The sequence below is a fragment of the Streptomyces sp. RLA012 genome, from assembly GCF_056270325.1.
The window spans coordinates 9207845-9233899 of sequence record NZ_JBWDPA010000002.1 but is presented as its reverse complement, the minus strand read 5'-3'; the positions used below and the strand labels follow the sequence as shown (position 1 = coordinate 9233899).

The following is a 26055-nucleotide window of genomic DNA, read 5'->3' as shown; positions in this document are numbered from 1 at the left end:
CGCCCCTCGCTAACGCGTCGGCCAGGCCTCCGCCAGCATTTTGCGGGTGTCCGCCAGGAGCTGCGGCAGGACCTTGGTGTGGCCCACGACCGGCATGAAGTTGGTGTCGCCGCCCCAGCGGGGGACGATGTGCTGGTGCAGGTGGGCGGCGATGCCCGCGCCCGCCACGGTGCCCTGGTTCATGCCGATGTTGAAGCCGTGCGCGCCCGAGGCGGTGCGCAGCGCGCTCATCGCCTGCTTGGTCAGCTCGCCGAGCTCGGCGGTCTCCGGGTCGGTCAGATCCGTGTAGTCCGCGACGTGGCGGTAGGGCACGACCATGAGGTGGCCGCCGTTGTACGGGTACAGGTTGAGCACCGCGTACACCTGCTCACCGCGCCTGACGACAAGCCCGTCCTCGTCCGACTTGGCGGGGATCGAGCAGAACGGACAGCCGTCGTCGGCCCCCGGGCCGGTGGGCTTGTTCTCGCCCTGGATGTAGGCCATCCGGTGGGGCGTCCACAAGCGCTGGAACGCGTCCTGCGTGCCCACCCCGATCTGCTGCTCCGGCTCACTCGTCATGTGGTGCAGCATATTGCTTCGCCCATTCGCGGCGTGTCGGCGGGTGCCGTGCAAAAGGGCCTGCGGCCAAGCTGGGGCGATGGACGACGACAGCCCACAGGCCCGCTGGGAGCGGCGCAGCGAAGTCCCGCTCGGTGTGGCGTCACTGCTGTTTCTCTTCTTCTACGCGGTCCTCGTTCTGGCCCACGACCTGCCCGAGGCGTGGCGGGACACCTGTCTGGTGGCACTGCTCGCCACCTGGGCGCTGTTCGCCGTCGACTTCGCCGTGCGCTGGCGGCTGAGCGGGCAGCGCCTGCGCTTCGTACGGACGCACTGGCTGGACTCGGTGGTGCTCGTACTGCCCCTGCTGCGCCCCCTGCGGATCGTCAAGGTCTACGAAGCGGTGCAGCGTCGGCACGGACAGCCCAGGTTCACCCTGCACGCGCGGGTGATCACGTACGCCACCCTGTCGGTGATGCTCCTCGGCTTCGCCGGTGCGCTCGCCGTCTATCAGCAGGAGCGCACCGCCCCGGGCGCCACGATCCGCACCTTCGGTGACTCGGTGTGGTGGGTCTGCTCCACACTGTCGACGGTGGGCTACGGCGATGTGGCCCCGGTGACGCCGTGGGGACGGGTGATCGCCACGGGGCTCATGGCCTGCGGGCTGGCCCTGCTCGGTGCGGTGACCGGGTCGTTCTCGTCCTGGCTGTTGCAGGTGTTCGCACGCGAGGACGAGACCGACAGGGACAGGGAAAGGCCCCCGGGGAGCTGAGCTTCCCGGGGGCCCGTACGCCATGGGCGTCAGATCTGCGCGCGGTCCTCGACGACCTGCGCGATCTTGGCGATCGCCTCGTCGACCGGGATGCCGTTCTCCTGCGAGCCGTCGCGGTAGCGGAAGGAGACGGCGCCGGCCGCCATGTCCTCGTCGCCCGCGATGACCATGAAGGGCACCTTCTGCTTCTGCGCGTTGCGGATCTTCTTCTGCATACGGTCCGACGAGGCGTCCACCTCGACGCGCAGGCCCTTCTTCTTCGCCTCGGCGGCGAACTTCTGCAGGTACTCCACATGTGCGTCGCCGATCGGGATCCCGATCGCCTGCACGGGCGCCAGCCACGCCGGGAACGCGCCCGCGTAGTGCTCAAGGAGTACCGCGAAGAAGCGCTCGATGGAACCGAACAGCGCGCGGTGGATCATCACCGGACGCTGCTTGGAGCCGTCGGGCCCGGTGTACTCCAGGTCGAAGCGCTCCGGCAGGTTGAAGTCGAGCTGCACGGTCGACATCTGCCAGGTGCGGCCGATGGCGTCCTTGGTCTGGACGGAGATCTTCGGCCCGTAGAACGCGGCGCCGCCCGGGTCCGGGACGAGCGGGAGGCCCTGCTTCTCGGCCACCTGCCGCAGCGTCTCGGTGGCCTCCTCCCAGACCTCGTCGGAGCCGACGAACTTCTCCGGGTCCTTGGTGGAGAGCTCCAGGTAGAAGTCGGTGAGGCCGTAGTCGCGCAGCAGGTTCAGGACGAAGGTGAGCGTCTTGTCGAGCTCCTCCGCCATCTGCTCCTTGGTGCAGTAGATGTGCGCGTCGTCCTGGGTGAAGCCGCGGGCACGGGTCAGGCCGTGCACGACGCCCGACTTCTCGTACCGGTACACGGTCCCGAACTCGAAGAGGCGCAGCGGCAGTTCACGGTACGAGCGGCCGCGCGCGTCGAAGATCAGGTTGTGCATCGGGCAGTTCATGGGCTTGAGGTAGTAGTCCACGCCCTCGTCGAGCTGCATGGGCGGGTACATGCCGTCGGCGTACCAGTCCAGGTGGCCCGAGGTCTCGAAGAGCTTCCCCTTGGTGGCGTGCGGGGTGTAGACGAACTCGTAGCCCTCCTCCTCGTGGCGGCGCCGCGAGTAGTCCTCCATGACCCGGCGGATGATGCCGCCCTTGGGGTGGAAGACGGCGAGGCCGGAGCCGATCTGGTCCGGGATGGAGAAGAGGTCCAGCTCGCTGCCCAGCTTGCGGTGGTCGCGCTTCTCGGCCTCGACGAGGAAGTCGAGGTGCGCCTTCAGCTCGTCCTTGGACGGCCAGGCGGTGCCGTAGATGCGCTGGAGCATGGGGTTCTTCTCGCTGCCGCGCCAGTACGCGGCGGCGTTGCGCATCAGCTTGAACGCCGGGATGTTGCGGGTGGTGGGCAGGTGGGGACCGCGACAGAGGTCCTTCCAGCACAGTTCACCGGTCTTGGCGTCGAGGTTGTCGTAGATGGTCAGCTCGCCGGAGCCGACCTCGACGTCCGCGCCGTCGGCCCCATCCTGAACGGCCGCGGAGCCCTTGATCCCGATGAGCTCCAGCTTGTACGGCTCCGAGGCGAGCTCCTCGCGGGCGTCCTCGTCGGTGACCACACGGCGGGAGAAACGCTGACCGCGCTTCTGGATCTCCTGCATCTTCTTCTCGATGACCTTGAGATCCTCGGGCGTGAACGGCTTCTCGACGTCGAAGTCGTAGTAGAAGCCGTCCTTGACCGGCGGGCCGATGCCCAGCTTGGCCTCGGGGAAGAGTTCCTGCACGGCCTGGGCCATGACGTGCGCGGTGGAGTGGCGCAGGATGTTGAGGCCGTCCTGCGAGGAGATCTCGACGGGCTCGACCTCCTCGCCGTCCCGCACCTCGTACGCGAGGTCCTTCAGCTCGCCGGCCACACGGGCCGCGACGATGGTGCGCTCGCCGGTGAAGAGGTCGGCGGCCGTAGTGCCCGTCGTCACCACGCGCTCTTCCCGCTCGGAATCGCGTTGGATGATCACACGGACGTCTGACACCGGTCTCTCCTGACTGAAGGGGGCAAACCCACCAAGGTCACCCTCTGGGCATGGCACAGCAGTGCCTAGCGATCCTACCGAGCCCGGGGGCCCCTCCGCGAAACGGTTCTCGTCGGCGGCCCCCGCACCCCTCAGTCCCCGCTGCACGCCTCTTCGAAGAAGTCCAGGTTCTCCTGGAGCGACTTCATCAGACGGTCCCGCTCGGCCTCGTCCACCTGCACGGGTGCGACCCCGGAGGCGTCCGTGAGCCTGCGGAAGCCGCCGCGGCTCTCCAGCCGTCCGTGCACCCGCACCGGCAGCCCGACCAGATGGGCATGGCCCGCTATCCGGTACGACTCCTCGTCCAGCGTCATCCGGACGTGCTGGACCTCCGCTCCCGCGATCACCCGAAGCCGTACGGTGCCCTCGCCGCGCGGCTGGGACCTGCGCATCCGCACCACGGCGCCCGTGAGGCGCACCGGCATGGACGGTTCCTCGCGGAGGTAGCGGGCCCCGGCCTCGCGCAGGACGGGCAGGTCGCCGGGCGAGAACTCCACGGCCTCGTCGGGCGCCGCGCAACCTTCGGGGACCCCGGCGGCGGGCGCCCACTCCACGGCGATGCGGGCGCCCTCGGTGCCGCGGACGAGGGCGGCGACGGCCTCGGTGAGTTCGTGGCTGACGCCCGCCTCGACGGCCGCGTCGAAGGCCTCCATGCCGCCGGTGGCCCGCTGGTAGTCGATGGCCTCGCGGGCGGCGTACAGCGCCTGGTGCAGGCGTACGGAGAGCGGCCGGCCGGTGTCGACGGGCACGAAGGCGGTGAGGCGGCGTCCGCCGGGGGCGGCGCCCACGAGGACGTTCTCCAGGGCCGCGGCGGCGGGCCTGCGGTGCCGGGCGCCGTAGTAGCCCGCACGCGCGCGCGTGGCGAGCGCCGCCGCGAGGAGCATCTGGCGGGCTGCCGAGCGCAGCCGCTCCTCGACGCTCCAGGGCGTGGCGCCGACGGGGCCGGTCGGGACGTCCCGCCACCAGCGGATCTCGTCGCTGGGCACGGCGAGCGCGATCAGGATGTCGTGTGCGGACGGCGAGCCGCTGCGGGAGAGTGCGACGAGTGCCTCGCCGAGCAGGTCGTCGCTGTCGGGGAAGGCCCGGTTCTCGGGCACGAGCAGGCTCGTGCCGCCGCCACCGGGCCCTGGTGGTGTCCAGCGGCCGTACCGTCCGGCCGCGCCTCCGCGGCGCTGCCAGCCGTGCCGGTGCAGCAGGGCACTGAGGACGGCGGGGTCGACCTGGCCAGGCTCGGGCGGCTCGGTCCAGCGGGTCTCCACAGGATGTGGCCTGACCGGCCGGAGGGGTTCGTCGATGGGGTTGATGGGGCGGTGCGTCATGGCCTGCCTCCCGTCCCGACCCGCGTCATGATCTCGCACAGCGCCCGGTCGTCGAAGATGCGCGTGGTCGGTATGCGGACGGTGGTCCGGCGCCGGCCGGTGATCGCGTGGCCGGCGAGGTTGATCCAGTAGCAGCAGTGCCGCAGGTCGAGGCGGTCGTGGCTGGCGCGCAGCCAGTCGTCCTGGGACCTGGGCACGAGCATCACGACCAGGATCTTGTGCACCGAGACCGGGGAGCGGGCGAGCTTCGCCAGGTGCTCGTTGTCGAGCGTGAAGGAGAAGGCGGGCCCGGGCGGGTTCGGCGGTATCTGGTAGGTGCACTTGAGCTGCACTTTTATGGTGACTTCGTCGTCGACCGTGTGCCCGGGGGCGCTGTGGCTGACGTGCCAGTCGATGCCGTTGTCGGGAAAGGGCTGGGAGAGCGAGCAGCCGGCGGCCGCCGCGACGGCGTGCAAGTAGCCCACCTGCAAGGTCTCCATGCAGGCGGTGGTGGCGAGTGTGCCGCGATGGGGTGCCGTGCGCTGGGGCAGCAGCCCGCCCCGCTCGGGCTGCGCGAGTGCCATGATTCCAACAGCCTTCCAAGCCAAGTGTTTCCCCGCGACGGGCCGCTGAACTGCAAAGACCCGTACCTCTGTTGTCTCCTTCCGGCGTACGGCGCAAACAGCCCGGGTATCACCAAACAGGCAGAAGGCGGTGCGTCAGCTGCCGTGGGTGAACAAGGAGTTGTGTGCGTATGACGTGCTGGTACGAGGGCCCCTTGGCCGCGTTCGACACGGAGACCACGGGCGTGGACGTCGAGACCGACCGGATCGTGTCGGCCGCCGTCGTCGTCCAGGACGCCCCGGGTTCCCGGCCCCGGGTGACCCAGTGGCTGGTGAACCCGGGAGTGCCGGTGCCCGCGGGCGCGACGGCGGTGCACGGGCTGACGGAGGAACATCTGCAGCGCAACGGCCGCTGGCCGTCGCCGGTGATGGACGAGATAGTCAGGGTGCTGGGCGAACAGGCCGCGGCGGGCCGCCCGCTCGTCGTGATGAACGCGCCGTTCGATCTGACGCTCCTGGACCGGGAGTTGCGTCGCCATCGCGCTTCCTGTCTCGACCAGTGGTTCGAGTCCGCGCCGCTGTGCGTGCTCGATCCGCGGGTGCTCGACAAACATCTGGACCGCTACCGCAAGGGCCGCCGCACCCTCACGGACCTGTGCGCGCACTACGACGTGGTGCTGGAGGGCGCGCACGACGCGGCGGCGGACGCGCTGGCCTCGATGGAGGTCGTACGAGCGGTGGGGCGCCGTTTCGCAAGCCGGCTGGAGCGGCTCTCCCCCGCCGAACTGCACACCCTGCAGGCGGTGTGGCACGCGGCACAGGCGCGCGGTCTGCAGGCGTGGTTCGCGCGCAGCGGTACGCCGGAGGCGGTGGATCCGTCGTGGCCGCTGCGACCTGAACTGTCGGCGGCGGCCTGAGCCCGTGCGGGACAGCGAAAAACCGGTCCGACGACAAGAATCCCGTCCGACAACGAAAAGCCGGTCCGTCTGTGACGGACCGGCTTTCTCCGGGTGGGCGATACTGGGTTCGAACCAGTGACCTCTTCGGTGTGAACGAAGCGCTCTCCCACTGAGCTAATCGCCCGGGAACGCACCGAACAATACAGGTCCCTGCGGGTGTGGTTCAAACCGCTTGCGGGCGAGCCGTCAGGCACCCGCCAGGAGGGCCGCCAGTCCGCGCCGTCCCGCGCGCATCATCAGGGCGTGGTTGGCACGGAACACCGGCCGTCCCGGCACCGCGAACCGCCGCAGCAGGGGCTTGCTCACCCGCACCTCCTGGTCGTACTGCGCGCGGGTGCCGGGCCCCTGGGCGGCGAGCGTCCAGCGCGCCCAGCCGTCGAGGTCGCCCGTCATCGCGATCTCCAGAACCCCGGACGCCGGGTCGCGGCGCACCTCCCGCGCCGCGAACACCAGGTCGTAGGGCAGGAGCGAACGGATGCGCACGGTGCCGCTGCGCTCGTCGATCCGGGTCACCTCACGGACCTCGGGCCACCAGCTCGGGTAGTCGTCGGCCCGTTCGAGGACGGTGTAGACGTGGGCGGGCGGCGCGGGCAGGGCCCAGATACTGCGGAAGCGGTAATGACTCCAGTCCATGGACGGAGTGTGCCCAACCGGACATCTGAGTACGGCATGAGTACGCGCACTCATGCCGAAAAAGGTGACCGGGACCACACTCCCGAGGTATGACCCACCTTCCGCCTCCGGCCGAGGAGTTGCGCCTCCTCGACAGCGAGCTGTGGCAACTCGACGCACGCCGTGCCCTGTTGCTGGCGCGCCGGGCCTGGCTGATCGCCGCGCTCCGGGCGCCCGTCGCCCCGCCGCCCCCTCCCGCCCGTCGGCCCGAGACCACGGCACCCCGCGTCCAGAACGTGCTGCTCGTTCTCGGCGGCATCCTGCTGACCATCGCCGCGATCGCGTTCACGCTCGTCAGCTGGGGACGAATGGGGATCGCCGGGCGGGCCCTGGTGCTCGGCGCGGTGACGGTGGCGGCGCTCGGCGCGCCCGTGTTCCTGCTCCGGCGCAGGCTCGGCTCGACGGCGGACGCGGTGGCGGGGCTGGGTCTCGCGCTGACGGTCCTGGACATGTACGCGCTGCACGAGGTCGCCCTCCCGGGTGTGGACGGCCTCGGGTACGCGGCCGTCGCCTCGGCGTTGCTGGCCGGGTCGTGGGCGGCGTACGGGCTCGCTCTCGGCGGGCCGGCGCACGGGTCCGCGGAACAACCGGTCACCCCCGCGCGGCCCCCGCTGCGCCTGCCCCTGCCGACCGCCCTGGCCGCGGCCCAGCTCCCGCTGATCCTCTGGGCGGCCGCGGCGGACGCGGGCGCGCCCGCGGTGACGGCCGCGCTGCTGCTGACGGCGGCGTTCGACACGGCCGTCGCGCTCCGGGTCGCCCCGAGGTCCGTGCGTCTCGTCGCCGCCGTGGGCGCGTACGGCCTGGGCGGCTGGGGCTCCTTCGCGGCCGGCTGGCTGTCCTGGACGGCCACCGGCCCGAGCGCCGCCGCCCGTGCGGCGGCGCTCCTCCTCTTCGCCGCGGCGATCGCCCTGGCGGCGGCGTGGCGGCTGCCGAACCCGCGTGTCGCCACCGGGGCCGCCGTGACCGGCGGGCTGCTCACGGTCGCCGCGCTCGGTGGCGTCCCGCGTGTGTCGCTGCCCGCGGACTGGACGGTTCCGGCGTATCTGGTGTGCGGCGTCGCCCTGTTGGCGGCCGTTCGCGCCCGGCTTCCCGAGCCGCTGAAGCGCGGCCTCGCGTGGGCCTCGGGCTCGGTGCAGGCGGTCGCGGTGGTGTGGGCGCTGCCGCTGGTCGCCGTGGCTCTGCTCGGCCCGGTGGGCTGGGCCGAGCACGCCTGGTCCGGCTCCCCCTCGACCGCCCGCGAGGCGGTCACGGTCGGCATCCCCTGGCCCGCGTACGCCGCTACGGCGCCCCTCGTCCTCGCGGTCGTGGCCGGTGTCCTGGCCGTGGCCGTCCGCGGTGGCGCATGGCTCCCCCGGGCGACGTGGGGCGCGCTGGGCCTCGCCTGGGCGACCGCGCTCGTCCTGCCCGCGGCCCTCGACATCCCCTACGCCGCCGGGATGGCCGCGCACGGGCTCACGACCCTGGCAGCCCTGGCGTACGCCCGCAGGACGCAGTCGCGCCGGATCCCCTTCCTCCTGGCCGTTCTCACCTCGGTGAACCTCGCGTGCCTCTCCCTCGCCGCCGAGGGCGCGACCCTCGGTGTACTCGCCGCGCTGACCGTGCTGTTCGCCGCGGTGTCCGGGCAGTCACGGCTCGCCCCGGTCGCCGCCCTCACGTACGCCACCGCGCTCGCCTGCGCCGTGGGCGCCTCCCTCGGCTGGCAGCCGCAGCACACCGCGCTGCTGGTCCTTGTCGTGCCGGCCGGCGCGGCCCTGCTCGCGGCGCGCCTCGGCACCTCTCCGGCGACCGTGCCCGTCGAGGTGACCGGGGCCGCCGCCGGACTGCTCGCCCTCGATCTCGCGGTCACCGATCCGCCGCTGCTGGCCCTGGTCCTCGCCCTGTGCGGAGTGATCGCCGCGGGTACCGCCGTACGCGCGGACCGGCGCTCCGTCGGATACGCGGCGGGAGCCCTGTTCCTGCTGGCCACCTGGGTCCGTCTGGCGTGCTGGAACGTCGGCTCCGTCGAGGCGTACACGCTGCCGGTGACCGTCCCCGCGCTGCTGGTGGGGTGGGTCAGGCACCGCAAGGATCCGCGGGCCTCGTCCTGGACCGCGTACGGACCCGGTCTGTCCGTCACACTCGTGCCGAGTCTCCTGACGGCGTGGGTCGACCCGGACTGGCCGCGCCCCCTGCTGCTGGGCGCGGCGGCGCTCGCGGTCACCCTCGTGGGTGCCCGGCACCGGCTGCGGGCCCCGCTCGTCCTCGGGGGCGGCGTGCTCGCCCTGGACGCCCTGCACGAACTCGCCCCGTACCTCGTGCAGATGGCGGGCGCGCTGCCCCGTTGGGTGCCTCCCGCGCTCGCCGGTCTGGCGCTGCTCGCACTCGGAGCGACGTACGAGCAGCGGATCCGGGACGCGCGACGGGTGCGGGAGGTGTTGGAGAGGATGCGCTAGCCAGGTGGTACTACGGCATCTTGTCTCCGAGCAGGGCGAGGTTCTCGATGGCGGCGAGGCCGTACAGGGCGGTGTCGTTCGAACTGACCCAGTTGGCCTCGCTGCCCGGGACCAGGGTGACCGGGCCGCTCAGCGGCTCGGTCTTCCAGGGCGAGGACTCCATGTAGCCGTCGGAGCTGTAGAACTTCGTCCACGCGCGCTGGGTGAGCGTCGCGTCGCCGGTCTGGACGGCGGCGTAGGCGTCGAGGCGCGAGTGGCCCTGGAACAGCAGCAGGGAGCCGAAGTTGGAGCCGTAGCGTGCCGTCTGTTCGGTCTTGGTGGCGTTGAAGTAGCGGCAGTAGTCGAGGTAGACCTCCTTGAACTTCGGCACGTCGACCAGGTCGATCAGTTCGGCGCACAGTTCGTTGAGGCCGAAGACGGCGGAGAGGTGCGAGACCGACACGACCGGCGCGGAGGCGATGGCGAACTTGCCGGTGTCGAGGTCGTAGAGCCCGCTGCCCTGGACGAAACCGTTGGGCTGGGCGGCGATGGTCTCCATTGTCGACAGCACGCGCGCCTTGGCCTTCTCCCACTTCGGGCCCTCGCGCTCCCACTCCGTGAGCCAGGCCGAGACCAGACCGCTCCAGTCGGTGCCGAAGCCGATGGACAGGGCGTGCCGGTCGGGTGTGTACGGCTCGGTGCGGATCTTGCGGATCGGGTCGAGGACGAGGAACGTCTCGTCGGAGTCGACGTTGGCGTGCATGAGGTCGCCGACCCGCTCGTCGGCGGTGAGGTAGTAGTAATAGCGGCGGTAGGTGGTGTTGGCGATGCGCTGCTGTTTGGCGCTGTCGGCGTAGTGCTGCACGCCGTGCCGGGTGCCGAGGCCCGCCCACTGGCCGAGGTGGTAGACGTCGACCTCGCCGGTGTGCCGGGTGAGCGCCTCGGCGAAGCGGAAGATGTCCGAGCGGCCCGAGCGCAGATACGCGAACCACAGCCACAGGTCCGGCGACAGCTCGGAGTTGTCCCAGGCGTACCCGCCGACGTCGTAGCGCCACTGGTGGCGCACGGTGTCGTACGAGTGCATGAAGTCTCCGTAGTCCCAGAAGCCGTACCAACGGCGCATCTCCACCTGGTCCTTGTAATAGGTGAAGAGGAAGTCGAGGTGGTCCTCGATCTTCGCCTTGGCGGCGGTGGAGCGGTCGGGCTCGGAGAAGAGGCCGCCGAAGACCTTGGCCTTGATGAGGTGCCTGGGCGGGGCGGCGAGCTGCGGCAGCACCCTTACGGCCGCGACCTGTTCGGCGAGCGTCTCGGGCGTGGGCGTCGACTCGTTGGCCCAGAAGAGGAGTTCGGAGGTGCGGGCGATGCCGTAGGGGGTGCCGAACTCGGGTTCGTAGTCCTCGTAGGTGATGTTGAGGCCTTCGAGCTGTTCGGCGTAGGTGTCCTGGCCCATGCCGTCGTGGTAGAAGCGCAGGTCCATGGGCTGCGCCTCGGGCGACCAGAGCCAGAGGGTGACCTCGGCCTCGTCGGTCGCCGCGTCGCGGATGTCGAGCTGGGCGGGGTACTTCTCCCAGAAGTCCCTGAGGCCGAAGGAGAATCCGCCGCTCGCCCCGCCGACGTAACCGAAGCCGCTCGCCCGGCGTCCGCCGCCCGCGCCGATCCAGCCGTGGCCCTTCTTGGTGCGCTTGCGCAGGGTGAAGCCGTCGGCGGAGAGCTGGGAGAGGGTGTAGTCGCCCCACTCGGGGATGTACTGCAGGCGTGTCGTCACCCGCTGGTCCCAGGTCGCCGGATCGGGCAGCTTCTCGCCCGCGAACTGTGCCGCCTGCACGGCCGCGCCCGGGTCGCGGCGCAGACCGGTGATGCCCTGCACGGCCTCCCGCAGCAGACCGGAGCCGTCGCCGCCGATGCGGATGTGCCGGTCGTACGCCGCGTCGCGCATCGGCACGTTGAAGCGGACGCCGAGCCCCCGGATGAAGTCTCCGCTCGTCCTCCCCGGCTCCTGCTTCCCGTCGAAGGTGATGGTGTGCACCATCCGGAAGGAGTCGGCGCCCGCGTAGAAGTACAGCCGGATCGAGAACGGCAGCCAACTGCGGCCGCCCTTGCGGTGCTTGCCGTCGATACGGACGACCGCACGGACCGGGCCCTCCTGCTCGACCACGACCTCACCGATGACGCTCTCGAACCGCTCGTACTTCTCCGCGCCCTGGTCGTCGTCCTCGATCTCGGGCTGGCGGATCAGCACCAGCCGGCCGTCCTTGGCGATCTCGGTGGAGCCGCGCTGCACCGACTTGACGAGCGTGGAACCGCTCTTGCCGATCTTCGCGCTGATGACCCCGGTCGAGATGTCGATGGTGCCGCCGCTCTTGTCGACGGTCACCCTCTTGTCGGGGGCGGTGGACGTACCGCCGGCGAGCGTCAGCTTCCCGGAGCCGGAACTCACAGCGTGCGCGGTCCACTTGAGGGAGCCGTCCGGCCAGTACGCGATCGGCCAGGACTGCACCGGCACGTCCTTGCCGTCGCCGTCCGTGAGCGCGAAGGTCTGGTCCTGCTGGTACGCGCCCTTCGGCCAGGGCACACCGACGGTCGAGCCGGGGGCGGCGCCGAGGCCGCCGTCCTCCAGCCAGTCCAGGGTCACCGGGTCGGCGTCGGCGGCCTCGGATCTGCCGGCGGCCTGCGCGTTCGTACCGCCCAGGGCCCAGCTGAACTGCGCGGCGGCTCCGGCGACGGCGGCCGCCCTGAGCAGGGACCTGCGGGGGATGGGAGACATGGCCTTTCCTTTCCGTGCGGGGAAGTCAGGGGCATGACAGAGAGAGGTACGACGCCGGGGGCGCCGACCTGCGAAGAGCTCAGCGGCGGTGGCGCGCCTCGACGGCCACGGCCGCCGCCGCGACGGCCCCCAGGACGGGGACCGCCAGCGGCGCGACGAAGAAGGCGGAGCAGGCCACCACGGCCAGTCCGCCCACGAGCAGGAACGAGCCGGCCGGATCGAGGACCGTACGGCGTCCGGCCTCCGCCAGCAGCACCCGCCAGGAGGCGTCCGGCTCCCAGACGGCCGCCGCGCGCAGCCCGGCCACGGCGAGGCCGATCAGGGCGAACAGTCCGACGGCCCCGACGAGTGGGCCGCCGGGGATCCCGGCGCGCACGGCCTGGACGTCCACCCAGACCGCGGCCGCCGCTGCCCAGCCGGCGACCCCGGCGATCCAGCCGCCCCGGACGGCCGTCCGGAAGTCGGCGACGAACTCCCGCAGGCCGCCCGCCTCGTGGGACGTACGCCGCCGCAGATGCCGGGCCCCGGCGGCGAACGCGGCGGGGTAGGTGACCAGCGGCAGCGAGGCCACCGCGATCCACACCCCGGTGAGCAGACACTCCGCGAACACGGCGAAACGCTCGCCGAAGGCCGATTCGCGGGCTGCCCGGCGCGCCTTCGCCCGCCTCTTCTCCTCCGCCCGCAACTGGCTGGTGGCCATCTCAGCCCTTCAATCCGGAGGTCGCCATACCGTCGATCAGATACCGCTGGAAGGCGAGGAAGAAGAGGAGCACGGGCAGCAGGGCGACCAGCGACATGGCGATCATGCCGCCGTAGTTGGCGACGCCCTCCTGGTCGCGGAACATCATCATGCCGAGCGAGACCGTGTACTTGCCGGGCTCGTTGAGGTAGATCAACGGGCCCATGAAGTCGTTCCAGGCGTTGATGAAGGTGAAGATCGCGCTGGTGATGAGGGCGGGCCGGGACAGCGGCAGCACGATCGACCAGTAGATCCGCAGATGACCGCAGCCGTCGAGCCGGGCCGCCTCGTCGAGTTCCCGCGGCAGGTTCCGCATGAACTGCACCATGAGGAAGACGAAGAACGCCTCGGTGGCCAGGTACTTGCCGATCAGCAGCGGCACATAGGTGTTGACCAGCTCCATCTTCTGGAACATCACGTACTGCGGGATGAGCAGCACGTGGTACGGCAGCAGGAGTGTGCCGATCATGAGGGAGAACAGCAGGTTCCGGCCGGCGAACCGGATCCTGGCGAAGGCGTAGGCCGTCAGCGAGCAGGAGACGACGATGCCGACGACGGAGCCGAGCGCGTAGAAGAGGGAGTTCTGGAAGAACGTCGCGATCGAGATGTCCGCGATGCCGTCGGCGAGGCCCTTGAAGTTGCCGAGAATGGGGCTGGTCGGGAACAGGTCCAGGCTGCCGATGATGTCCCGGCTGGGCTTGAACGAGGCGCCGATGACCCAGATGACGGGATAGAGCACGACCGCGAGGATCAGCAGCGCGCCGATGTGCCAGACCAGCGAGCCGGCACGCCCCCGGCCGCCGACCTCCAGTGGCTTGCGCAGGGTGGTGCTCATCGGGCGTCCTCCTCGTAGTGCACCCACCGCTTCTGGGACCAGAAGAGGACGGCCGTCACCAGCGCCACGGCGAGCAGCAGCATCCAGGCCATGGCGGACGCGAAGCCCATCTGGGACTCCTTGAAGCCCTTCTGGTACAGGTAGCAGGTGTAGACGAGCGTGGCGTCGGCCGGTCCGCAGTAGCCGTTGGAGACCACGTACGCCGAGCCGAAGATCTGGAAGGAGTGGATGGTCTCCAGGAGCACGTTGAAGAAGAGCACCGGCGAGATCATCGGCAGGGTGATGTTCCAGAACCGCCGCAGCGGTCCGGCGCCGTCCACCTCGGCGGCCTCGTACAGCTCCCTCGGCACCTGCTTGAGCCCGGCGAGGAAGATCACCATGGGCGCGCCGAACTGCCAGACGGTGAGCGCGACCAGGCTGTAGAGCACCCAGTTCGGGTCGCCGACCCACCCTCCCGTGTGGAAGCCGAGGAACGACTGCGTACGGTCCACGATGGCGTCGTCGGAGAAGAGCGCGCGCCACACGAATCCGATGGAGACGCTCGCGCCGATGAGTGACGGGACGTAGAAAGCCGCCCGGTAGAAGGCCTGTCCGCGGCGGCTCTGTGCGAGCAGCAGGGCCACCCCCAGCGCGAGCAGCAGCTTGAGCGGGGTGCCGATGACGACGTACTTGGCCGTCACCTCGACCGACTTCTGCCACCGCGGATCGTGGAACATCTTGGTGAAGTTGTCGAAGCCGATCCACTTCGGCGAATTGAAGAGGTTGTAGTCGGTGAAGGCGAAGTAGAGGGAGGCGGCCATCGGGCCCGCGGTCAGCAGCAGGAAGCCCGCGATCCACGGGGACATGAAGAGATAGCCGGCGAGATTCTCCCGTCGGCCCTGCCGCTTTTTGGCGGCGCGGGCCGCGGGGCGTATCTCCGGGGCGTCGGGCGGAGAGTCCTTGACGAGCGTCACGGCGGTTCCCATCAGGCGGCGAGGGCGGTCTTCGCCTCGGAGAAGAACTGCTTGACCGCGTCGGCGACCTTGGTCGTGCCCTGCGACATGTCACCGCCGATGCGCAGGAAGGCGGCCTCGCAGGTGTCGGCGCCCGCCGGGTGCGGGGTGATGGTGCCGAGCACTCCGGCCGCGGCGACATCCTGCTCGTACTTCGCGATCGCCTGGTTCGGGGCGTCGCTCGGCTTGTACGCGTCGAACTGCTCGGTGGTGGCGAGGATGCCGCGGTCGTACCCCATGATCTTGCCGACCTCGGGGTCGTGGACCATGAAGTCGATGAACTGCGCGACCTCCTTGGGGTGCTTGGTGCGGGCGGAGGCGCTCAGCATCAGGGAGGCGAGGTACTGGCCGGTCTGCTTGCCGTCGGTGGTGGGAATCGGCGCGAGGCCGTAGCTGCTGGTGCCCTCGGCGGTGTAGCGGACCGTGAAGTTGTCCCAGGTGAACTCGGAGGCGCCATGGGCCGCCGAGAGCGAGGACTTGGGCTTGTCCTGCTCGACCCGCTTGGGGTCGGTGATGATGCCGGCCTTGACGCGGTTGTAGCCGTCCGTCCACCACTCCGTCAGGTCGGCCTCGTCGAACCCGAGTCCGTCCTTGGTGAAGAACGCCTTGCCGTTCTGGCGGAGATAGAGGTCGTACAGGTACATGATGCTGAAGTAGCCGGTGTCGCCGGGCACCTTCCGGGTGTCGTGGATCTTCTTGAGGGCGGCGAAGTACTCGTCCCAGGTCCAGCCCTGCTCGGGCTTGATGCCCGCCTCCTCAAACACCTTCTCGTCGATGACAAGTGACATGGTGTTGGATCCGACCGGAATGCCGAGCTGCTTTCCGTCGACCTGGCCGACCTTCTCGACTCCGTCGCGGAAATTGTCGAGGCTCAGATTCCCCGCGTCTATCTGCGTCTTGAGGTCGAGCAGTACGCCTCTTTTGTCGTACTTCCGCAGGAAGCCGACCGCGTTCTGGAATACGTCCGGAGGATTTCCACCGGCGGCCTGGGTCTGGAACTTCTCCCAAAAGGCCACGTAATCCTGGAAGTCCGTCTTCACCTTGATCTTCGGGTACTTCTTCTCGAAGAGCGCGATGGACTGGTTGATCCGCTTCGCCCGCTCGTCGGCGCCCCACCAGGCGTAGCGGATCGTGACGGTCCCGTCCCCCGAACTGCCGCTGTCCCCGCCGCAGCCCGTCGTCGCGGCCAGCCCCAGCGTGGCCAGCGAAGCTCCGGCCGCCTTGAGGACCGTACGCCTCTCAACACTCCCGTTGTTACCCACAGTCGGGCCTCCCCGCGACGTCGTTGGCACCTGCATGAATCGTTTCAAGTAAGCGCTTGCTGGCACAAGCTACGGAGGGGTTTCAGGCGCGTCAATGATTCGGACAGGAATTGATGTGAAGCGGTTCGCGAGCACGGTGGCGCACGGCCGGGACACCTGCCGGTCGAGGGCGCACGAGTGCGCAGGTCCGGGGCGCATGGTCGGCGCACCGGACAGGAAACGGCGGGTCGGGCGGGGTGTGAACGGGGCTGAAAACAATCGGGGGTCGGGCCGGAGAGCGGCACCGGGTGGAACTGAGCGTGAGGGGTTGACGGGTGACTTTCGAGGCGGGGTGGTGGCCCGAACTGGCGTAGATGCGCGGGGGGTTCGCCGCGTGGGCGGTGGGGTGGAGGGCGGTTGAGCGGTCGCACGGCAGGGCGGTTGAGCGGTCGCGCGGCGGGGCGGTTTGACGGTTGCGTGGCGGTCGGGGCGTGGTGCGGTTCTGGGAGGTGGGCGGGGGCGGTGCCGGGTGGTGTGGGGGCGTGGTTCGCGGCCGGGTTGTGCGGGTGGGGGCCGGCGGTGCCGGAGCCGGAACCCGTACCGGTGCTGGGCTCTGGGCTCTGGGCTCTGGCACCGGCAGCAATGGCCGGCCACGGGGCAGCGGGAGCGCGCCGCTCACATGGCATCCGTGCACGGAGAAGGCCGATCGCCGGAGGGCTGGGCACGGGCGAAGACTGGGGCGGCGGCGGGGCGGGGACGCGGGAGCCGAGCACGGTCCCCGGAGACCACCGGGACCCGCTTCGGGCGTCGCGGCCGGCACGCCCCGGGCCTGGATTCCGTGCGCGGAGTCGGCGCTCCCCCGGTGCGGGCGCAGACTGCGGGGCGCGGCGGGGTCCGCGGCGTCGACACAGGTCAGCGGGGTGGCGACAGTGGCGTCGGCGCAGTGGACGGGCTGCAAGCCCGAGTGGCGTCGACTTCCGCGCACCAGGCGCTGCCACGCCGCCGCCCTGACGACTGCGGAGAGTGACCGGTCACAGGCTCACGCCGACGCACCGGCAGGAGGGGGCGAGGGGGCGGGAACGACGAAGGCGACCCGGTCCACGGAGTCCGTGGAGCTGGGCCGCCTGTCGTACTGGTGGGCGATACTGGGATCGAACCAGTGACCTCTTCGGTGTGAACGAAGCGCTCTCCCGCTGAGCTAATCGCCCGGGCGCACGGAGAACATTACCCCATGTCAGGGGGTGGCTCCGACCAGCCGAGAGACCTTCGGGGCAGTACCGGAAGGGGTTCCGTCACTCACTGATGTTCCAGGGCATCTGAAGGCCGAACTTCCAGATGTAGACACCACCCAGGGTCGCGACGATGACGACGCCGACGCTCGTGAGGATGATGTTGCGGCGCCGCACCTTCGGATCGAGCGCCCGCTGCGTCGCCTCCGTGACCTTGCGCTTCGTCCAGCGGAGCACCAGCTGCGCCCAGACGAACTCGGTCGCCCAGATCGCCATGCCGCCGAAGATCACCAGCCACCCCGGACCGGGCAGCGGCAGCATGATCACGCCCGCGCCGACCACCGCGAGCCCCACGACGAAAACGCCCACCTGCCAGCTCAGATGCAGCGCGCGACGTGCCTTGATGAATTCCGGCGCCCGTGAACCGAGCGGTGCCTCGATCTTCGTCTCGTCATCAGCCATGGCGACCTCGCCAGACTCGTCACTCCCCGTATTCATACGGCCAAACCCTACCGGAGAGAAACCGGTCACCGGAATGGCCCTATCCGGCGAACCTACTCTCGGCCGGAAGAGTTACGTAAAGGCACGCAAAACACTCAGAGGGGTTTACAACGGCACCGTAGGTGGCATGTCGATTTCGCCGACGTGCGAATCCCCGAGCGCACACTGAGCGAAAGGCCCTGGCGCTTATGAACACCACGGTCAGCTGCGAGCTGCACCTGCGCCTCGTTGTGTCGAGCGAGTCCTCACTGCCTGTTCCCGCAGGACTGCGGTATGACACGGCCGATCCCTATGCCGTGCACGCCACCTTCCACACCGGAGCCGAGGAAACCGTCGAGTGGGTGTTCGCCCGCGACCTCCTCGCCGAGGGCCTGCACCGGCCCACCGGTACCGGCGACGTCCGAGTCTGGCCGTCCCGTAGCCATGGCCAGGGCGTCGTATGCATCGCCCTGAGCTCCCCGGAGGGCGAGGCACTGCTCGAAGCCCCGGCGCGGGCCCTGGAGTCCTTCCTGAAGCGAACGGACGCCGCCGTGCCCCCTGGCACGGAACACCGGCATTTCGATCTCGACACGGAGCTCTCACACATCCTGGCCGAGAGTTAGCGAGCCCCCCACAGAGCCGCCCGGCGCCGTCCACTCGGGGAGACGGCTCGGGCCTAGACAACCGCATAGGGCACAACCGCATAGGGCACAAGCACCGGCGCCGTCGCCGCGGACTTCCGCGGAGGCGGCGCCGGCGCGCGTCGTCGGGGGCGGGGGCTGGAGGGCACGGTCGGGCGCGGTCGGGGGTCGTAGGGCTCGGTCTGGGGCGAGCCTCGGCAGAAGCGACTCCAGCGCACGCAGGGCGAGGACAGGCCCCACGGGGACGTCCCGGACGCCCACACGGGTCCACGGGACCCGCTGGGCCCCCTCCGGCGCGCATGGCGAGGGCGTGGCTCCGCGGAGACGTCACCGGCCCGCGCGAACGAACATGACCGTGGCGGTGTGCGTGAGCGCGGGCACGCCTCGGCACGGACGATGCCGGTGCGCCTGAGTGGTGTGGGCCTGAGTGGTGGGCCTTGGCAGAAACCACGGCGGCCCTTCGGGGGCGAGCGGGCCGCCGCGGGACCGGCGCCCGCACGGACCGGGGTGGTCCGCGCGCTTCGGTGCCGTATCCACCGGGGCCGACCCCGCTCCCCCGCGCCCGGAAGCCACTACGATCGGCCAGCATCGGCGGGCGCCCGCCCGACCCCCCAGGCCAGGGAGCGAAACGTGCTGATCACCCACGACACCCGGTGCGCCCTCGACACCGTGGTGGATCTGGTGAACACCGCGCCGGAGGACCACACGGCGGACGGGCTCGCCGATGTCGCGTCCCTCGCCGATTTCGTACGAAGCCACCAGATCAGTGACGTCGGCGTCCTGACGGACCACGATCTCGCGGCCGTACGCAAGATCCGCGACCGGTTCGCCGACATCTTCGCCGCCGACGATCCACGGACCGCCGCGGGTCTCATCAACGAACTCGTCGCCGCCGCGGGCACCACGCCCCGGCTCACCGACCACGACGGCCACGACTGGCATGTGCATTACTTCGCGCTGGGCGCCTCGGTCGCCGACCACCTCGCGGCCGACTGCGGGATGGCGCTGGCCTTCTTCGTGGTCGCCGGGGAGCAGGACCGCCTGCGCCGCTGCGAGGCCCCGGACTGCAGACGCGCCTTCGTGGATCTCTCCCGCAACCGCTCGCGTCGCTACTGCGACAGCCGGACCTGCGGAAACCGGCTCCACGTGGCCGCGTACCGGGCGCGCCGCAAGGAGGCGGCGGGCTGACGCACCACCGACCGTACGGCGGATGGATCGAGCCCCTGGACGGCGGCGGCTACGGAGCCCTCGGCGGGTGACGCCAGGGGCTCCGTGTACGGCTCAGAGCAGCAGCAGGTCGTGCAGCGAAGCCATGAGCAGGAGACAGCCGATCACCGCAAGGAAGATCATCAGCGGTGGCTGGGAAAGCGCGTAGAGACAACCTCGCCGCTCCTCGGGAGGGGCGGCGCTGTCGCTCTGTGTTGTGTCCAGCATCTCGCGGCGATGATGACGCAGCCACCACGCGCTACGCGATCAACACGCCCGGAATGACCGGGAGTTCGCCAATATCCGCGATCAGCGGGAGCGAACGTGATCGTTTCCACGCCGTCCCATGATCCTCCGTGTCGTTTCAGTCCGTCATATGCCGGGCCGCTCCGGGCACCGGGCCACTTCGGATCCCGGGCATCCCCAGATCGCGTGCTTCCTCAGATGCCGTGCTCCCTCAGCTGCCGGGCATCCTCAGATGCCGTGCTTCTTCAGGATGGCCTCGATGTCGCTGAAGTCGTCGCCGGCACCGGTGGTCCGGGGCGCCGTCGCGGGTCGGGCGGCCGGGCGGGAGCCCTGGCCCAGCGAGGGCGCCGAGGCCGCGGGGGCCACCGCCTCGCGCCGGGCGGCCCGGGCGGCCGCCTTGCGTTCCTTCCGGGTCCCGCCGCCACGCCGCTCCACCGCCCGCGTGGTCATGAACAGCAGCCAGGCCACGCCCAGCACACCGAAGCCCGCCCACGCGGTCGGACTGAAGGCGGTGTCGGCCACCCAGCCGACGACCCCGGTCATCACCAGGCCGACCGGAACCAGCGAGTAGGCGGCGATACGGGCGGCGGAGAGGAAGCGCTTGCGGTAGGCCGTGACCGCCGCGATGCCGAGGCCGGCCGCGGAGACGGCGGAACAGATGGTCTCGGCAATCATCCGGTCCTCCAGGGCAGGGCTCGGTCGAGCGGGGTCGGTTCGTCCCTTCCATCCTGCACCGCCCGAGGCCCGATATGCCATGCTCCGGGCGGACCTCAGGGACATCTCGGGGTCGGGGTCCTCCCAAGGTCCCGTTTGGGGCACCGCGGCCGGGGCTGGGACACTGGCTGCCATGAACGACTCCTCCGCAGCCCGCGCCACCGCCGTCCTGGACGTCTGGTGCGAACTCCAGTGCCCCGACTGCCGCAGCGCCCTGGCCGACCTGCACTCGCTGCGCGCCCGCTACGGCGATCGTCTGGAGCTGCGGCTGCGGCACTTCCCGCTGGAGAAGCACAAGCACTCCTTCGCCGCCGCGCAGGCCGTCGAGGAGGCCGCGGAGCAGGGGCGGTCCTGGCCGTACGTCGAGGCGGTGCTCGGCCGTGTCGAGGAGCTGGACCGCGGGGGCGAACCCTTCCTGATCGAGGTGGCCCGTGAACTCGGCCTGGACGCCGAGGAGTTCGACACGGCCCTCATCGACGGACGGCACATCCTGATCGTCGACGCGGACCAGGCCGAGGGCAAGGCCATCGGCGTGACCGGCACCCCGACGTACGTCATCGGCGGCGAGCGGCTCGACGGCGGCAAGAGCCAGGAGGGCCTGCGCGAGCGCATCGAGGAGATCGCCGACCGGCTGCTGGCCGAGGGCGCGTAGCCGTCGCCGACGGCCCATGTTCCTCACCGCGGGTCCTGCGATGCGGGTTCTACGGGTTCCGCAGGTTGTCGTGGAAGCGGCTCACAGCAGGTTCTTGTAGAGGTGGTACGAGGTCGTCGCGTAGCCGAGCGACTCGTAGAGCTTCTCCGCCGGGGTGTTCCCCGCGAACACGTTGAGGCCGATGCGGTCCTTCCCGCCGACCACCCCCTGGGCCTCGGCCAGCAGCATCAGGGTGCGTCCGTGACCGCGGCCGCGGTGCTCGGGGGCGGTCTCGACGCCGAGCACGAACGCCATGTCGGGCCAGAGCCCCACCCACAGGGTGCCGACCGGCGTCCCTTCCTGCTCCAGGACGCTGATCAGCGTGTTCTCGGTGGCCAGCCCGTCCGGCAGGAACCGGGTGTGCCCCTGGTCCGCCTTGCGGTACGCCTCGGTCTCGGGCACGCCGCGTGCGATCAGCGTGCGGGCGGAATCCTCCCGCTCGTGCGCCAGCCAGGGCGCGTACTCGGCCTCGGTCATGGGCCGGGCGACACCGCCGGCGGGCGGTGCGGGCGGCGTGCCGTCCAGGCGCTTCACCATGTTCCGGCTGCGCAGGACGTACCCGAGCGTCGTGGCGAGGCGCAGTCCGGCCGCGGTGTCCGCGGACACCGATGTCTCGACGCGCCGGCAGCCCCAGCCGCGCGCCACCTCCTCGGCCGCGAGCACGGCCACCGTGCCCCGGCCCCGCCCCCGGTCCGGTTCCTCGATGTACAGCTCCGCGACCCGGGCCACGGTGGGGCCGTAGTCGGGGTGCGTGGAGAGGTGGATCCCGCCCACGGGACGGCTGTTCACGCACACCGTGTAGCGGCGTGACAGCGCTCCGTCGGCTCCGCGCTGCAGCGGCTCGATCGGCCGCAGGGTGGTGGTCATCAGGGGTGTTCTACCCGCCCCGCGGTCCTTCGTCATCCCGTTTTGCACGCCGCCGGTCCGCGGTCCGCGTCCCACAGGGCCCTGCGAACAGGTGGATCGGTGGACCGATGGACCGGTCCTACAGACCCCTACAGACCCTACGGACCGTACGGACTCTACGGATCGAGGTCGTTCCCGGCCCGCTCGTCGAAGATCCGCATCGCCTTGGCGGTCACCGGACCCGGCGCGCCCGGGAGTTCACGTCCGTCGACCCGGCCCACACCCTGCACATCCCTCAGCGTGGAGGTCAGGAAGACCTCGTCGGCGCGCTCCAGGACGTCCAGCGGCAGGTCGGTCTCCCTGGCGCCGGTCCACTCGACGGCGAGCGCGCGCGTGATGCCGGCCAGACAGCCGGAGGCGACGGGCGGGGTGTGGATCTCGCCGTCGAGGACCACGAAGACATTCGAACCCGTGCCCTCGCACAGCTGCCCGACCGTGTTGGCGAACAACGCCTCGGACGCGCCCTGTTCGCGCGCGCGGGCCAGGGCGACGACGTTCTCGGCGTACGAGGTGGTCTTGAGGCCGGTGAGGGCGCCGCGCTCGTTGCGGGTCCACGGCACGGTGATCACGGCCGTGGAGTCGGGGCGGCGGCCGGACTCGCCGAGGGCGACGACGAGGGTCGGGCCGTGCTCGCCGCGGTCGGAGCCGAGCGGGCCGTGGCCGCCGGTGTACGTGATCCGCAACCGGCCGAGCGGCATCGGGTTGGCGTCCAGGACGGCGGTGCAGGCGCGCCGCACCTCGTCGAGGTCGGGTTCGGGCAGTCCGAGGCCGCGCGCCGAGCGGGCCAGCCGGTCGAGGTGGCGGGTCAGCGCGAACGGCCGCCCGTCGACCGCCTTCACGGTCTCGAAGATGCCGTCGCCCACGGTCAGTCCGTGATCGAAGACGGAGACGCGGGCGGACTCCGTGTCCTGCAGTCCACCGTCGAGCCAGATCTTCACGTCGGAGTCCTTCCACTGTCGTGCGCGCCCTCGAACTCTCCCGACGCTATCGCGAGCAGTCTCGCGGCCTTGAGTTCGGTCTCGCGCCATTCGCGTTCGGGGTCGGAGCCCCAGGTGATGCCGGCGCCGGTGCCGAAGCGCAGGAGGTGCTGGTCGGGGTCGGTCCAGAAGGTGCGGATGCCGACGGCGAGCTCGGCGGTGGCGTGGTCGGCGTCGACCCAGCCGATGGCGCCGCAGTAGGGGCCGCGGGGCGCGGTCTCCAGGGTGTCGATGATCCGCAGCGCGCTGGATTTGGGGGCGCCGGTGACGGAGCCGGGCGGGAAGGCGGCGGTGAGGAGTTCGGGCCAGCCGATGTCGGGGCGCAGTTCGCCGCGGACGGTGGAGACGAGGTGGACCAGGCCGGGGTGCTTCTCGACCGCGCACAGGTCGGGGACGGTGACGGTGCCGGTGGCGCAGACGCGGCCGAGGTCGTTGCGGACCAGGTCGACGATCATCACGTTCTCGGCGTGGTCCTTGTCGAGGAGGTCGGCCTCGGTGCGTCCGGTGCCCTTGATGGGTCCGGACTCGATGGTGCGGCCGGTGCGGCGCAGGAAGAGTTCGGGGGAGGCGGTGGCTGTGTGCACGCCGTGACGGGGCAGGCGGATCGTTCCTGCGTACGGTGCCGGGTTGCCGCGGGCCAGCAGGGCGGTGAGGGCGTCGATGTCGTTGCCGGGGGCGAGGGGTGCGGACAGGACGCGGCAGAGATTGGCCTGATAGACCTCGCCGGCGGCGATGTGGGCGCGGATGCGGCGTACGCCGGCGGTGTACGCACGGTGGTCGAGGGAGGACGTCCAGTCCTCGGCCGCGGGGCCCCGCCATTGTCCGGGCACGGGGGCGGGGACGGGCCGGTGTCGTACGTCGGCGAAGCGGGCGCAGACCAGGCGGCCCTCGAAGTCCGCGCTGACGGCCCAGAAGCCGGTCGAGTCCAGGGCCGCGGGATCGTCGGTGACGTCGAGGAGACCGGTCGCGACGAGGCCACCGAAGCGGGCCAGAGGAGGAAGGTGGAGCACGCAGTCGAGTCTAGGGTGGGTGACCTGTGGGTGCCCTGACCATGTCCTTGGGCGGACAGACCGCAGCACGCTGCGCAAACGCGTTTTTGTGCTGGCCCCGGAATCCGCTAGAGTTCAACACGTCGCCGGGACGCGCAAGCCGAACGGAACCGACAAGCGGACGTAGCTCAGTTGGTAGAGCGCAACCTTGCCAAGGTTGAGGTCGCCAGTTCGAACCTGGTCGTCCGCTCGGACGTGGGGGCTCTCACCGGGCCCCTACACTCCTGGTGGAGTGGCCGAGAGGCGAGGCAACGGCCTGCAAAGCCGTCTACACGGGTTCAAATCCCGTCTCCACCTCCAAGGACGATTAGCTCAGCGGGAGAGCGCTTCCCTGACACGGAAGAGGTCACTGGTTCAATCCCAGTATCGTCCACTGGTCCGCAAGGACTCGATCCGCGAGGATCCCCGCGCGATTAGCTCAGCGGGAGAGCGCTTCCCTGACACGGAAGAGGTCACTGGTTCAATCCCAGTATCGCGCACGCAGTACGCACCACCCGCACCATCTGCAGGTTCACCTGCGCGATTAGCTCAGCGGGAGAGCGCTTCCCTGACACGGAAGAGGTCACTGGTTCAATCCCAGTATCGCGCACCATCCGAAGCCCCCGGCCGTCTCGTACGGCCGGGGGCTTCGTCGTGCCGCCGTGCTCAGGAGGAGAAGAGCATGTGGCCGAAGCTCTTGTGACGCTGGTGGCCGCCGTGGTGACCGCCGTGTCCACCGTGGCCGCCGTGCTGCGGGGCGCCCCAGGCGGGCGCGGGGGCGGACGGGTACGCCTGCGGGGCGGGCGGGGGCGGCGCCGGCTGCGACCACTGGGACTCCACGCGGGTCAGCGACTCCAGCTCGCCGTAGTCGAGAAATATCCCGCGGCAGCCGCTGCACTGCTCGATCTGGACACCGTTGCGGTTGTACGTGTGCATCGGCGCATGGCACTTCGGACACTGCATGCTCGGCTCAACTCCTCGCCGGTCGGTACTGCTTCCGCCAGGACAGACACTGTCCGGCTTCCATCGGTTGCACCCTACGTGGTCGGGCCGGGCGCCAACTCCGGCGGGAGGTCGTCCATTCGCTCGCAGGCGTCGATCACCGCCTGCTGCACCTCGTCCAACGGACGGTCCGCCGCGACGCACTTGGCGATCGCCAGGGCGGCGGTCTGCACGGTGAGGGCGCGGGCGGCGACGTCCAGGGCGGGCCAGGGGTCGCCGTCGGCGGGTACGGCCGGGCCGCCCGCGCGCCGGTAGGCGGTCAGGAAGCGGGTCCACTCGTCGGGCGGGAGCAGGCCACAGGCGTACCAGGCGGCAGGGCGGGCCAGGTCCCAGGCCGGGACGCCCACGCCCAGGTCGTCCACGTCGATGAGGAGCCAGGGACCGGTCGGCGCGGGTCGGCGGACGAGCTGGCCGAGGTGCAGGTCTCCGTGGCAGAGGGTCGTGACGTCCGGCATCGGGGCCTCCGCACGTGCCCAGGCGGGCAGCCCCGCCCAGGCACGGAGCACCGGCGCGGTGGCCGGGTACGGGCCCGCCGCACGGAGCCGGGTGATCGCCCGGGCCGCCTTGGCGGGGCCCCGCATGGGCGGCAGACCGTCCGGCGCGGGGGTCCGGTGGAGGCGGGCCAGCAGCGCCGCGGCCGCCTCCCAGGGGGCCGCCTCGGGGGTCTCCGGGTCGACGGGGATGCCGTACGGCCAGAACGTGACGAGGCGGCCGTGCAGGTCGACGGGGTCCGGGTGGAGCGGAGCGAGGAGCGTGCCGGTGAGGGCGGGGTGCGCGGCGGCTGCGAGGCGGTGGGAGAGTTCGGCGGGGTCGGTGCCGGGGGCGTGGGCCTTGGCCACGGTGTCGCCGTGGCGGACGACGGTGCCGTCGGGCCGGTCGGCGAGGACGGTGTCGGGGTGTGCGCAGGCGGTGCGGGTGGGGTGGGCCGTGGCGCGCGCTCCGGCCGTCAGGGCGGGCAGCACGTCTACGGTCACGGGTCCCCCTGGGGTGCGTGGTCGGTTCCTGGCCGAGCGTACGTTCTTCGCCCCCGCCGCCCCTACCCTCCCCCAAGCTCTCGGCTTCGCTCGAGCAGGGGGCACTCCCATCATCCCTGGGGGC

At 70.8% G+C, this 26055-nt stretch carries 24 protein-coding genes and 7 tRNA genes; 11 read left to right on the top strand and 20 right to left on the bottom strand.

The features are described 5' to 3' along the window. Positions 1 to 9: 9 nt before the first annotated feature. Positions 10 to 570: an HIT family protein gene (locus RV986_RS42055; RefSeq protein WP_475922417.1), complete on the bottom strand. Its 561-nt coding sequence runs from the start codon at positions 568 to 570 to the stop codon at positions 10 to 12. 67 nt (positions 571 to 637) lie between these two features. On the opposite strand from RV986_RS42055, the gene RV986_RS42050 reads away from it, so the two are divergent. Then, positions 638 to 1309 (top strand): potassium channel family protein, encoded by a 672-nt coding sequence (locus RV986_RS42050; RefSeq protein WP_475922416.1) that lies wholly within the window; start codon positions 638 to 640, stop codon positions 1307 to 1309. 29 nt (positions 1310 to 1338) lie between these two features. Here the strand turns inward: RV986_RS42050 and thrS are convergent, their stop codons facing one another. From thrS to RV986_RS42035, 3 genes are all read right to left on the bottom strand, one after another. Then, entirely contained in the window at positions 1339 to 3324 is a 1986-nt protein-coding gene (gene thrS / locus RV986_RS42045) for a threonine--tRNA ligase (RefSeq protein WP_475922415.1), read from the bottom strand. A gap of 131 nt (positions 3325 to 3455) precedes the next feature. Continuing rightward, on the bottom strand, positions 3456 to 4682 hold the full coding sequence (locus RV986_RS42040; protein ID WP_475922414.1) for a hypothetical protein: 1227 nt from the start codon (positions 4680 to 4682) through the stop codon (positions 3456 to 3458). Further along, complete coding sequence (locus tag RV986_RS42035) at positions 4679 to 5245, bottom strand: DUF4365 domain-containing protein (RefSeq protein WP_475922413.1); 567 nt, start codon at positions 5243 to 5245, stop codon at positions 4679 to 4681. The genes RV986_RS42040 and RV986_RS42035 overlap by 4 nt, the downstream gene beginning before the upstream one ends. 170 nt (positions 5246 to 5415) lie before the next feature. Here RV986_RS42035 and RV986_RS42030 point away from each other — a divergent pair, with 170 nt between their 5' ends. Then, positions 5416 to 6141, top strand: coding sequence for an exonuclease domain-containing protein (locus tag RV986_RS42030; protein WP_475922412.1), 726 nt, complete (start codon positions 5416 to 5418; stop codon positions 6139 to 6141). Between the two features lie 94 nt (positions 6142 to 6235). On the opposite strand, the gene RV986_RS42025 is transcribed toward RV986_RS42030, so the two are convergent. Together RV986_RS42025 and RV986_RS42020 are read right to left on the bottom strand one after the other, a co-directional pair. After that, a tRNA-Val gene (locus RV986_RS42025) sits at positions 6236 to 6307 on the bottom strand. A gap of 62 nt (positions 6308 to 6369) precedes the next feature. Continuing rightward, entirely contained in the window at positions 6370 to 6816 is a 447-nt protein-coding gene (locus tag RV986_RS42020; protein WP_475922411.1) for an SRPBCC family protein, read from the bottom strand. Between the two features lie 89 nt (positions 6817 to 6905). On the opposite strand from RV986_RS42020, the gene RV986_RS42015 reads away from it, so the two are divergent. Further along, the gene (locus RV986_RS42015; protein ID WP_475922410.1) at positions 6906 to 9287 is read left to right on the top strand and encodes an SCO7613 C-terminal domain-containing membrane protein; all 2382 of its coding nucleotides are present in this window, start codon (positions 6906 to 6908) and stop codon (positions 9285 to 9287) included. A gap of 10 nt (positions 9288 to 9297) precedes the next feature. On the opposite strand, the gene RV986_RS42010 is transcribed toward RV986_RS42015, so the two are convergent. The 7 genes from RV986_RS42010 to RV986_RS41980 all read right to left on the bottom strand — a co-directional run bounded on the left by RV986_RS42010 (position 9298) and on the right by RV986_RS41980 (position 17564). Next, complete coding sequence (locus tag RV986_RS42010) at positions 9298 to 12030, bottom strand: exo-rhamnogalacturonan lyase family protein (RefSeq protein WP_475922409.1); 2733 nt, start codon at positions 12028 to 12030, stop codon at positions 9298 to 9300. A 79-nt stretch (positions 12031 to 12109) separates the two neighbouring features. Further along, complete coding sequence (locus RV986_RS42005; RefSeq protein WP_475922408.1) at positions 12110 to 12730, bottom strand: hypothetical protein; 621 nt, start codon at positions 12728 to 12730, stop codon at positions 12110 to 12112. Between the two features lies 1 nt (position 12731). After that, positions 12732 to 13604 carry a carbohydrate ABC transporter permease gene (locus RV986_RS42000; protein WP_475922407.1) on the bottom strand — a complete coding sequence of 291 codons (873 nt, stop codon included), beginning with the start codon at positions 13602 to 13604 and terminating at the stop codon, positions 12732 to 12734. After that, a complete protein-coding gene (locus tag RV986_RS41995) occupies positions 13601 to 14557 on the bottom strand; it encodes a carbohydrate ABC transporter permease (RefSeq protein ID WP_475922406.1) in 957 nt (318 codons plus the stop codon). The genes RV986_RS42000 and RV986_RS41995 overlap by 4 nt, the downstream gene beginning before the upstream one ends. Positions 14558 to 14568: 11 nt before the next feature. Next, positions 14569 to 15894 carry an ABC transporter substrate-binding protein gene (locus RV986_RS41990; RefSeq protein WP_475922405.1) on the bottom strand — a complete coding sequence of 442 codons (1326 nt, stop codon included), beginning with the start codon at positions 15892 to 15894 and terminating at the stop codon, positions 14569 to 14571. A 1076-nt stretch (positions 15895 to 16970) separates the two neighbouring features. Beyond that, positions 16971 to 17045 (bottom strand) — tRNA-Val (locus tag RV986_RS41985). A gap of 84 nt (positions 17046 to 17129) precedes the next feature. After that, positions 17130 to 17564 carry a TIGR02611 family protein gene (locus RV986_RS41980; protein ID WP_475924630.1) on the bottom strand — a complete coding sequence of 145 codons (435 nt, stop codon included), beginning with the start codon at positions 17562 to 17564 and terminating at the stop codon, positions 17130 to 17132. A 191-nt stretch (positions 17565 to 17755) separates the two neighbouring features. Between RV986_RS41980 and RV986_RS41975 the strand changes: the two genes are divergently transcribed. Further along, positions 17756 to 18169 (top strand): SsgA family sporulation/cell division regulator, encoded by a 414-nt coding sequence (locus tag RV986_RS41975; protein WP_003959770.1) that lies wholly within the window; start codon positions 17756 to 17758, stop codon positions 18167 to 18169. A gap of 648 nt (positions 18170 to 18817) precedes the next feature. Continuing rightward, positions 18818 to 19375 carry a CGNR zinc finger domain-containing protein gene (locus RV986_RS41970; RefSeq protein WP_475922404.1) on the top strand — a complete coding sequence of 186 codons (558 nt, stop codon included), beginning with the start codon at positions 18818 to 18820 and terminating at the stop codon, positions 19373 to 19375. 93 nt (positions 19376 to 19468) lie between these two features. Here RV986_RS41970 and RV986_RS41965 read toward each other — a convergent pair whose 3' ends face one another. Both RV986_RS41965 and RV986_RS41960 read right to left on the bottom strand, forming a co-directional pair. After that, positions 19469 to 19621 carry a hypothetical protein gene (locus RV986_RS41965; protein ID WP_475922403.1) on the bottom strand — a complete coding sequence of 51 codons (153 nt, stop codon included), beginning with the start codon at positions 19619 to 19621 and terminating at the stop codon, positions 19469 to 19471. A gap of 246 nt (positions 19622 to 19867) precedes the next feature. Then, positions 19868 to 20314 (bottom strand): hypothetical protein, encoded by a 447-nt coding sequence (locus RV986_RS41960; protein ID WP_475922402.1) that lies wholly within the window; start codon positions 20312 to 20314, stop codon positions 19868 to 19870. A 172-nt stretch (positions 20315 to 20486) separates the two neighbouring features. Here RV986_RS41960 and RV986_RS41955 point away from each other — a divergent pair, with 172 nt between their 5' ends. Next, the gene (locus tag RV986_RS41955) at positions 20487 to 21005 is read left to right on the top strand and encodes a DsbA family protein (protein WP_475922401.1); all 519 of its coding nucleotides are present in this window, start codon (positions 20487 to 20489) and stop codon (positions 21003 to 21005) included. Positions 21006 to 21086: 81 nt separating this feature from the next. Here RV986_RS41955 and RV986_RS41950 read toward each other — a convergent pair whose 3' ends face one another. From RV986_RS41950 to RV986_RS41940, 3 genes are all read right to left on the bottom strand, one after another. Continuing rightward, entirely contained in the window at positions 21087 to 21911 is an 825-nt protein-coding gene (locus RV986_RS41950) for a GNAT family N-acetyltransferase (RefSeq protein ID WP_475922400.1), read from the bottom strand. A gap of 155 nt (positions 21912 to 22066) precedes the next feature. Beyond that, positions 22067 to 22888 carry an aminotransferase class IV gene (locus RV986_RS41945; protein WP_475922399.1) on the bottom strand — a complete coding sequence of 274 codons (822 nt, stop codon included), beginning with the start codon at positions 22886 to 22888 and terminating at the stop codon, positions 22067 to 22069. Next, the gene (locus RV986_RS41940; RefSeq protein ID WP_475922398.1) at positions 22885 to 23937 is read right to left on the bottom strand and encodes a chorismate-binding protein; all 1053 of its coding nucleotides are present in this window, start codon (positions 23935 to 23937) and stop codon (positions 22885 to 22887) included. Before RV986_RS41940 ends, RV986_RS41945 begins: the two co-directional genes overlap by 4 nt. Before the next feature lie 156 nt (positions 23938 to 24093). Here RV986_RS41940 and RV986_RS41935 point away from each other — a divergent pair. The 5 genes from RV986_RS41935 to RV986_RS41915 all read left to right on the top strand — a co-directional run bounded on the left by RV986_RS41935 (position 24094) and on the right by RV986_RS41915 (position 24568). Further along, positions 24094 to 24166: transfer RNA gene (locus RV986_RS41935), tRNA-Gly, on the top strand. A 36-nt stretch (positions 24167 to 24202) separates the two neighbouring features. Beyond that, positions 24203 to 24276 (top strand) — tRNA-Cys (locus RV986_RS41930). A 1-nt stretch (position 24277) separates the two neighbouring features. Next, positions 24278 to 24349 (top strand) — tRNA-Val (locus RV986_RS41925). Positions 24350 to 24383: 34 nt separating this feature from the next. Then, a tRNA-Val gene (locus RV986_RS41920) sits at positions 24384 to 24455 on the top strand. A gap of 38 nt (positions 24456 to 24493) precedes the next feature. Next, positions 24494 to 24568 (top strand) — tRNA-Val (locus RV986_RS41915). A 53-nt stretch (positions 24569 to 24621) separates the two neighbouring features. Here RV986_RS41915 and RV986_RS41910 read toward each other — a convergent pair. Both RV986_RS41910 and RV986_RS41905 read right to left on the bottom strand, forming a co-directional pair. Further along, the gene (locus RV986_RS41910) at positions 24622 to 24918 is read right to left on the bottom strand and encodes a TFIIB-type zinc ribbon-containing protein (protein WP_475922397.1); all 297 of its coding nucleotides are present in this window, start codon (positions 24916 to 24918) and stop codon (positions 24622 to 24624) included. 74 nt (positions 24919 to 24992) lie between these two features. Beyond that, the gene (locus tag RV986_RS41905) at positions 24993 to 25931 is read right to left on the bottom strand and encodes a phosphotransferase family protein (protein ID WP_475922396.1); all 939 of its coding nucleotides are present in this window, start codon (positions 25929 to 25931) and stop codon (positions 24993 to 24995) included. Positions 25932 to 26055 lie beyond the last annotated feature (124 nt).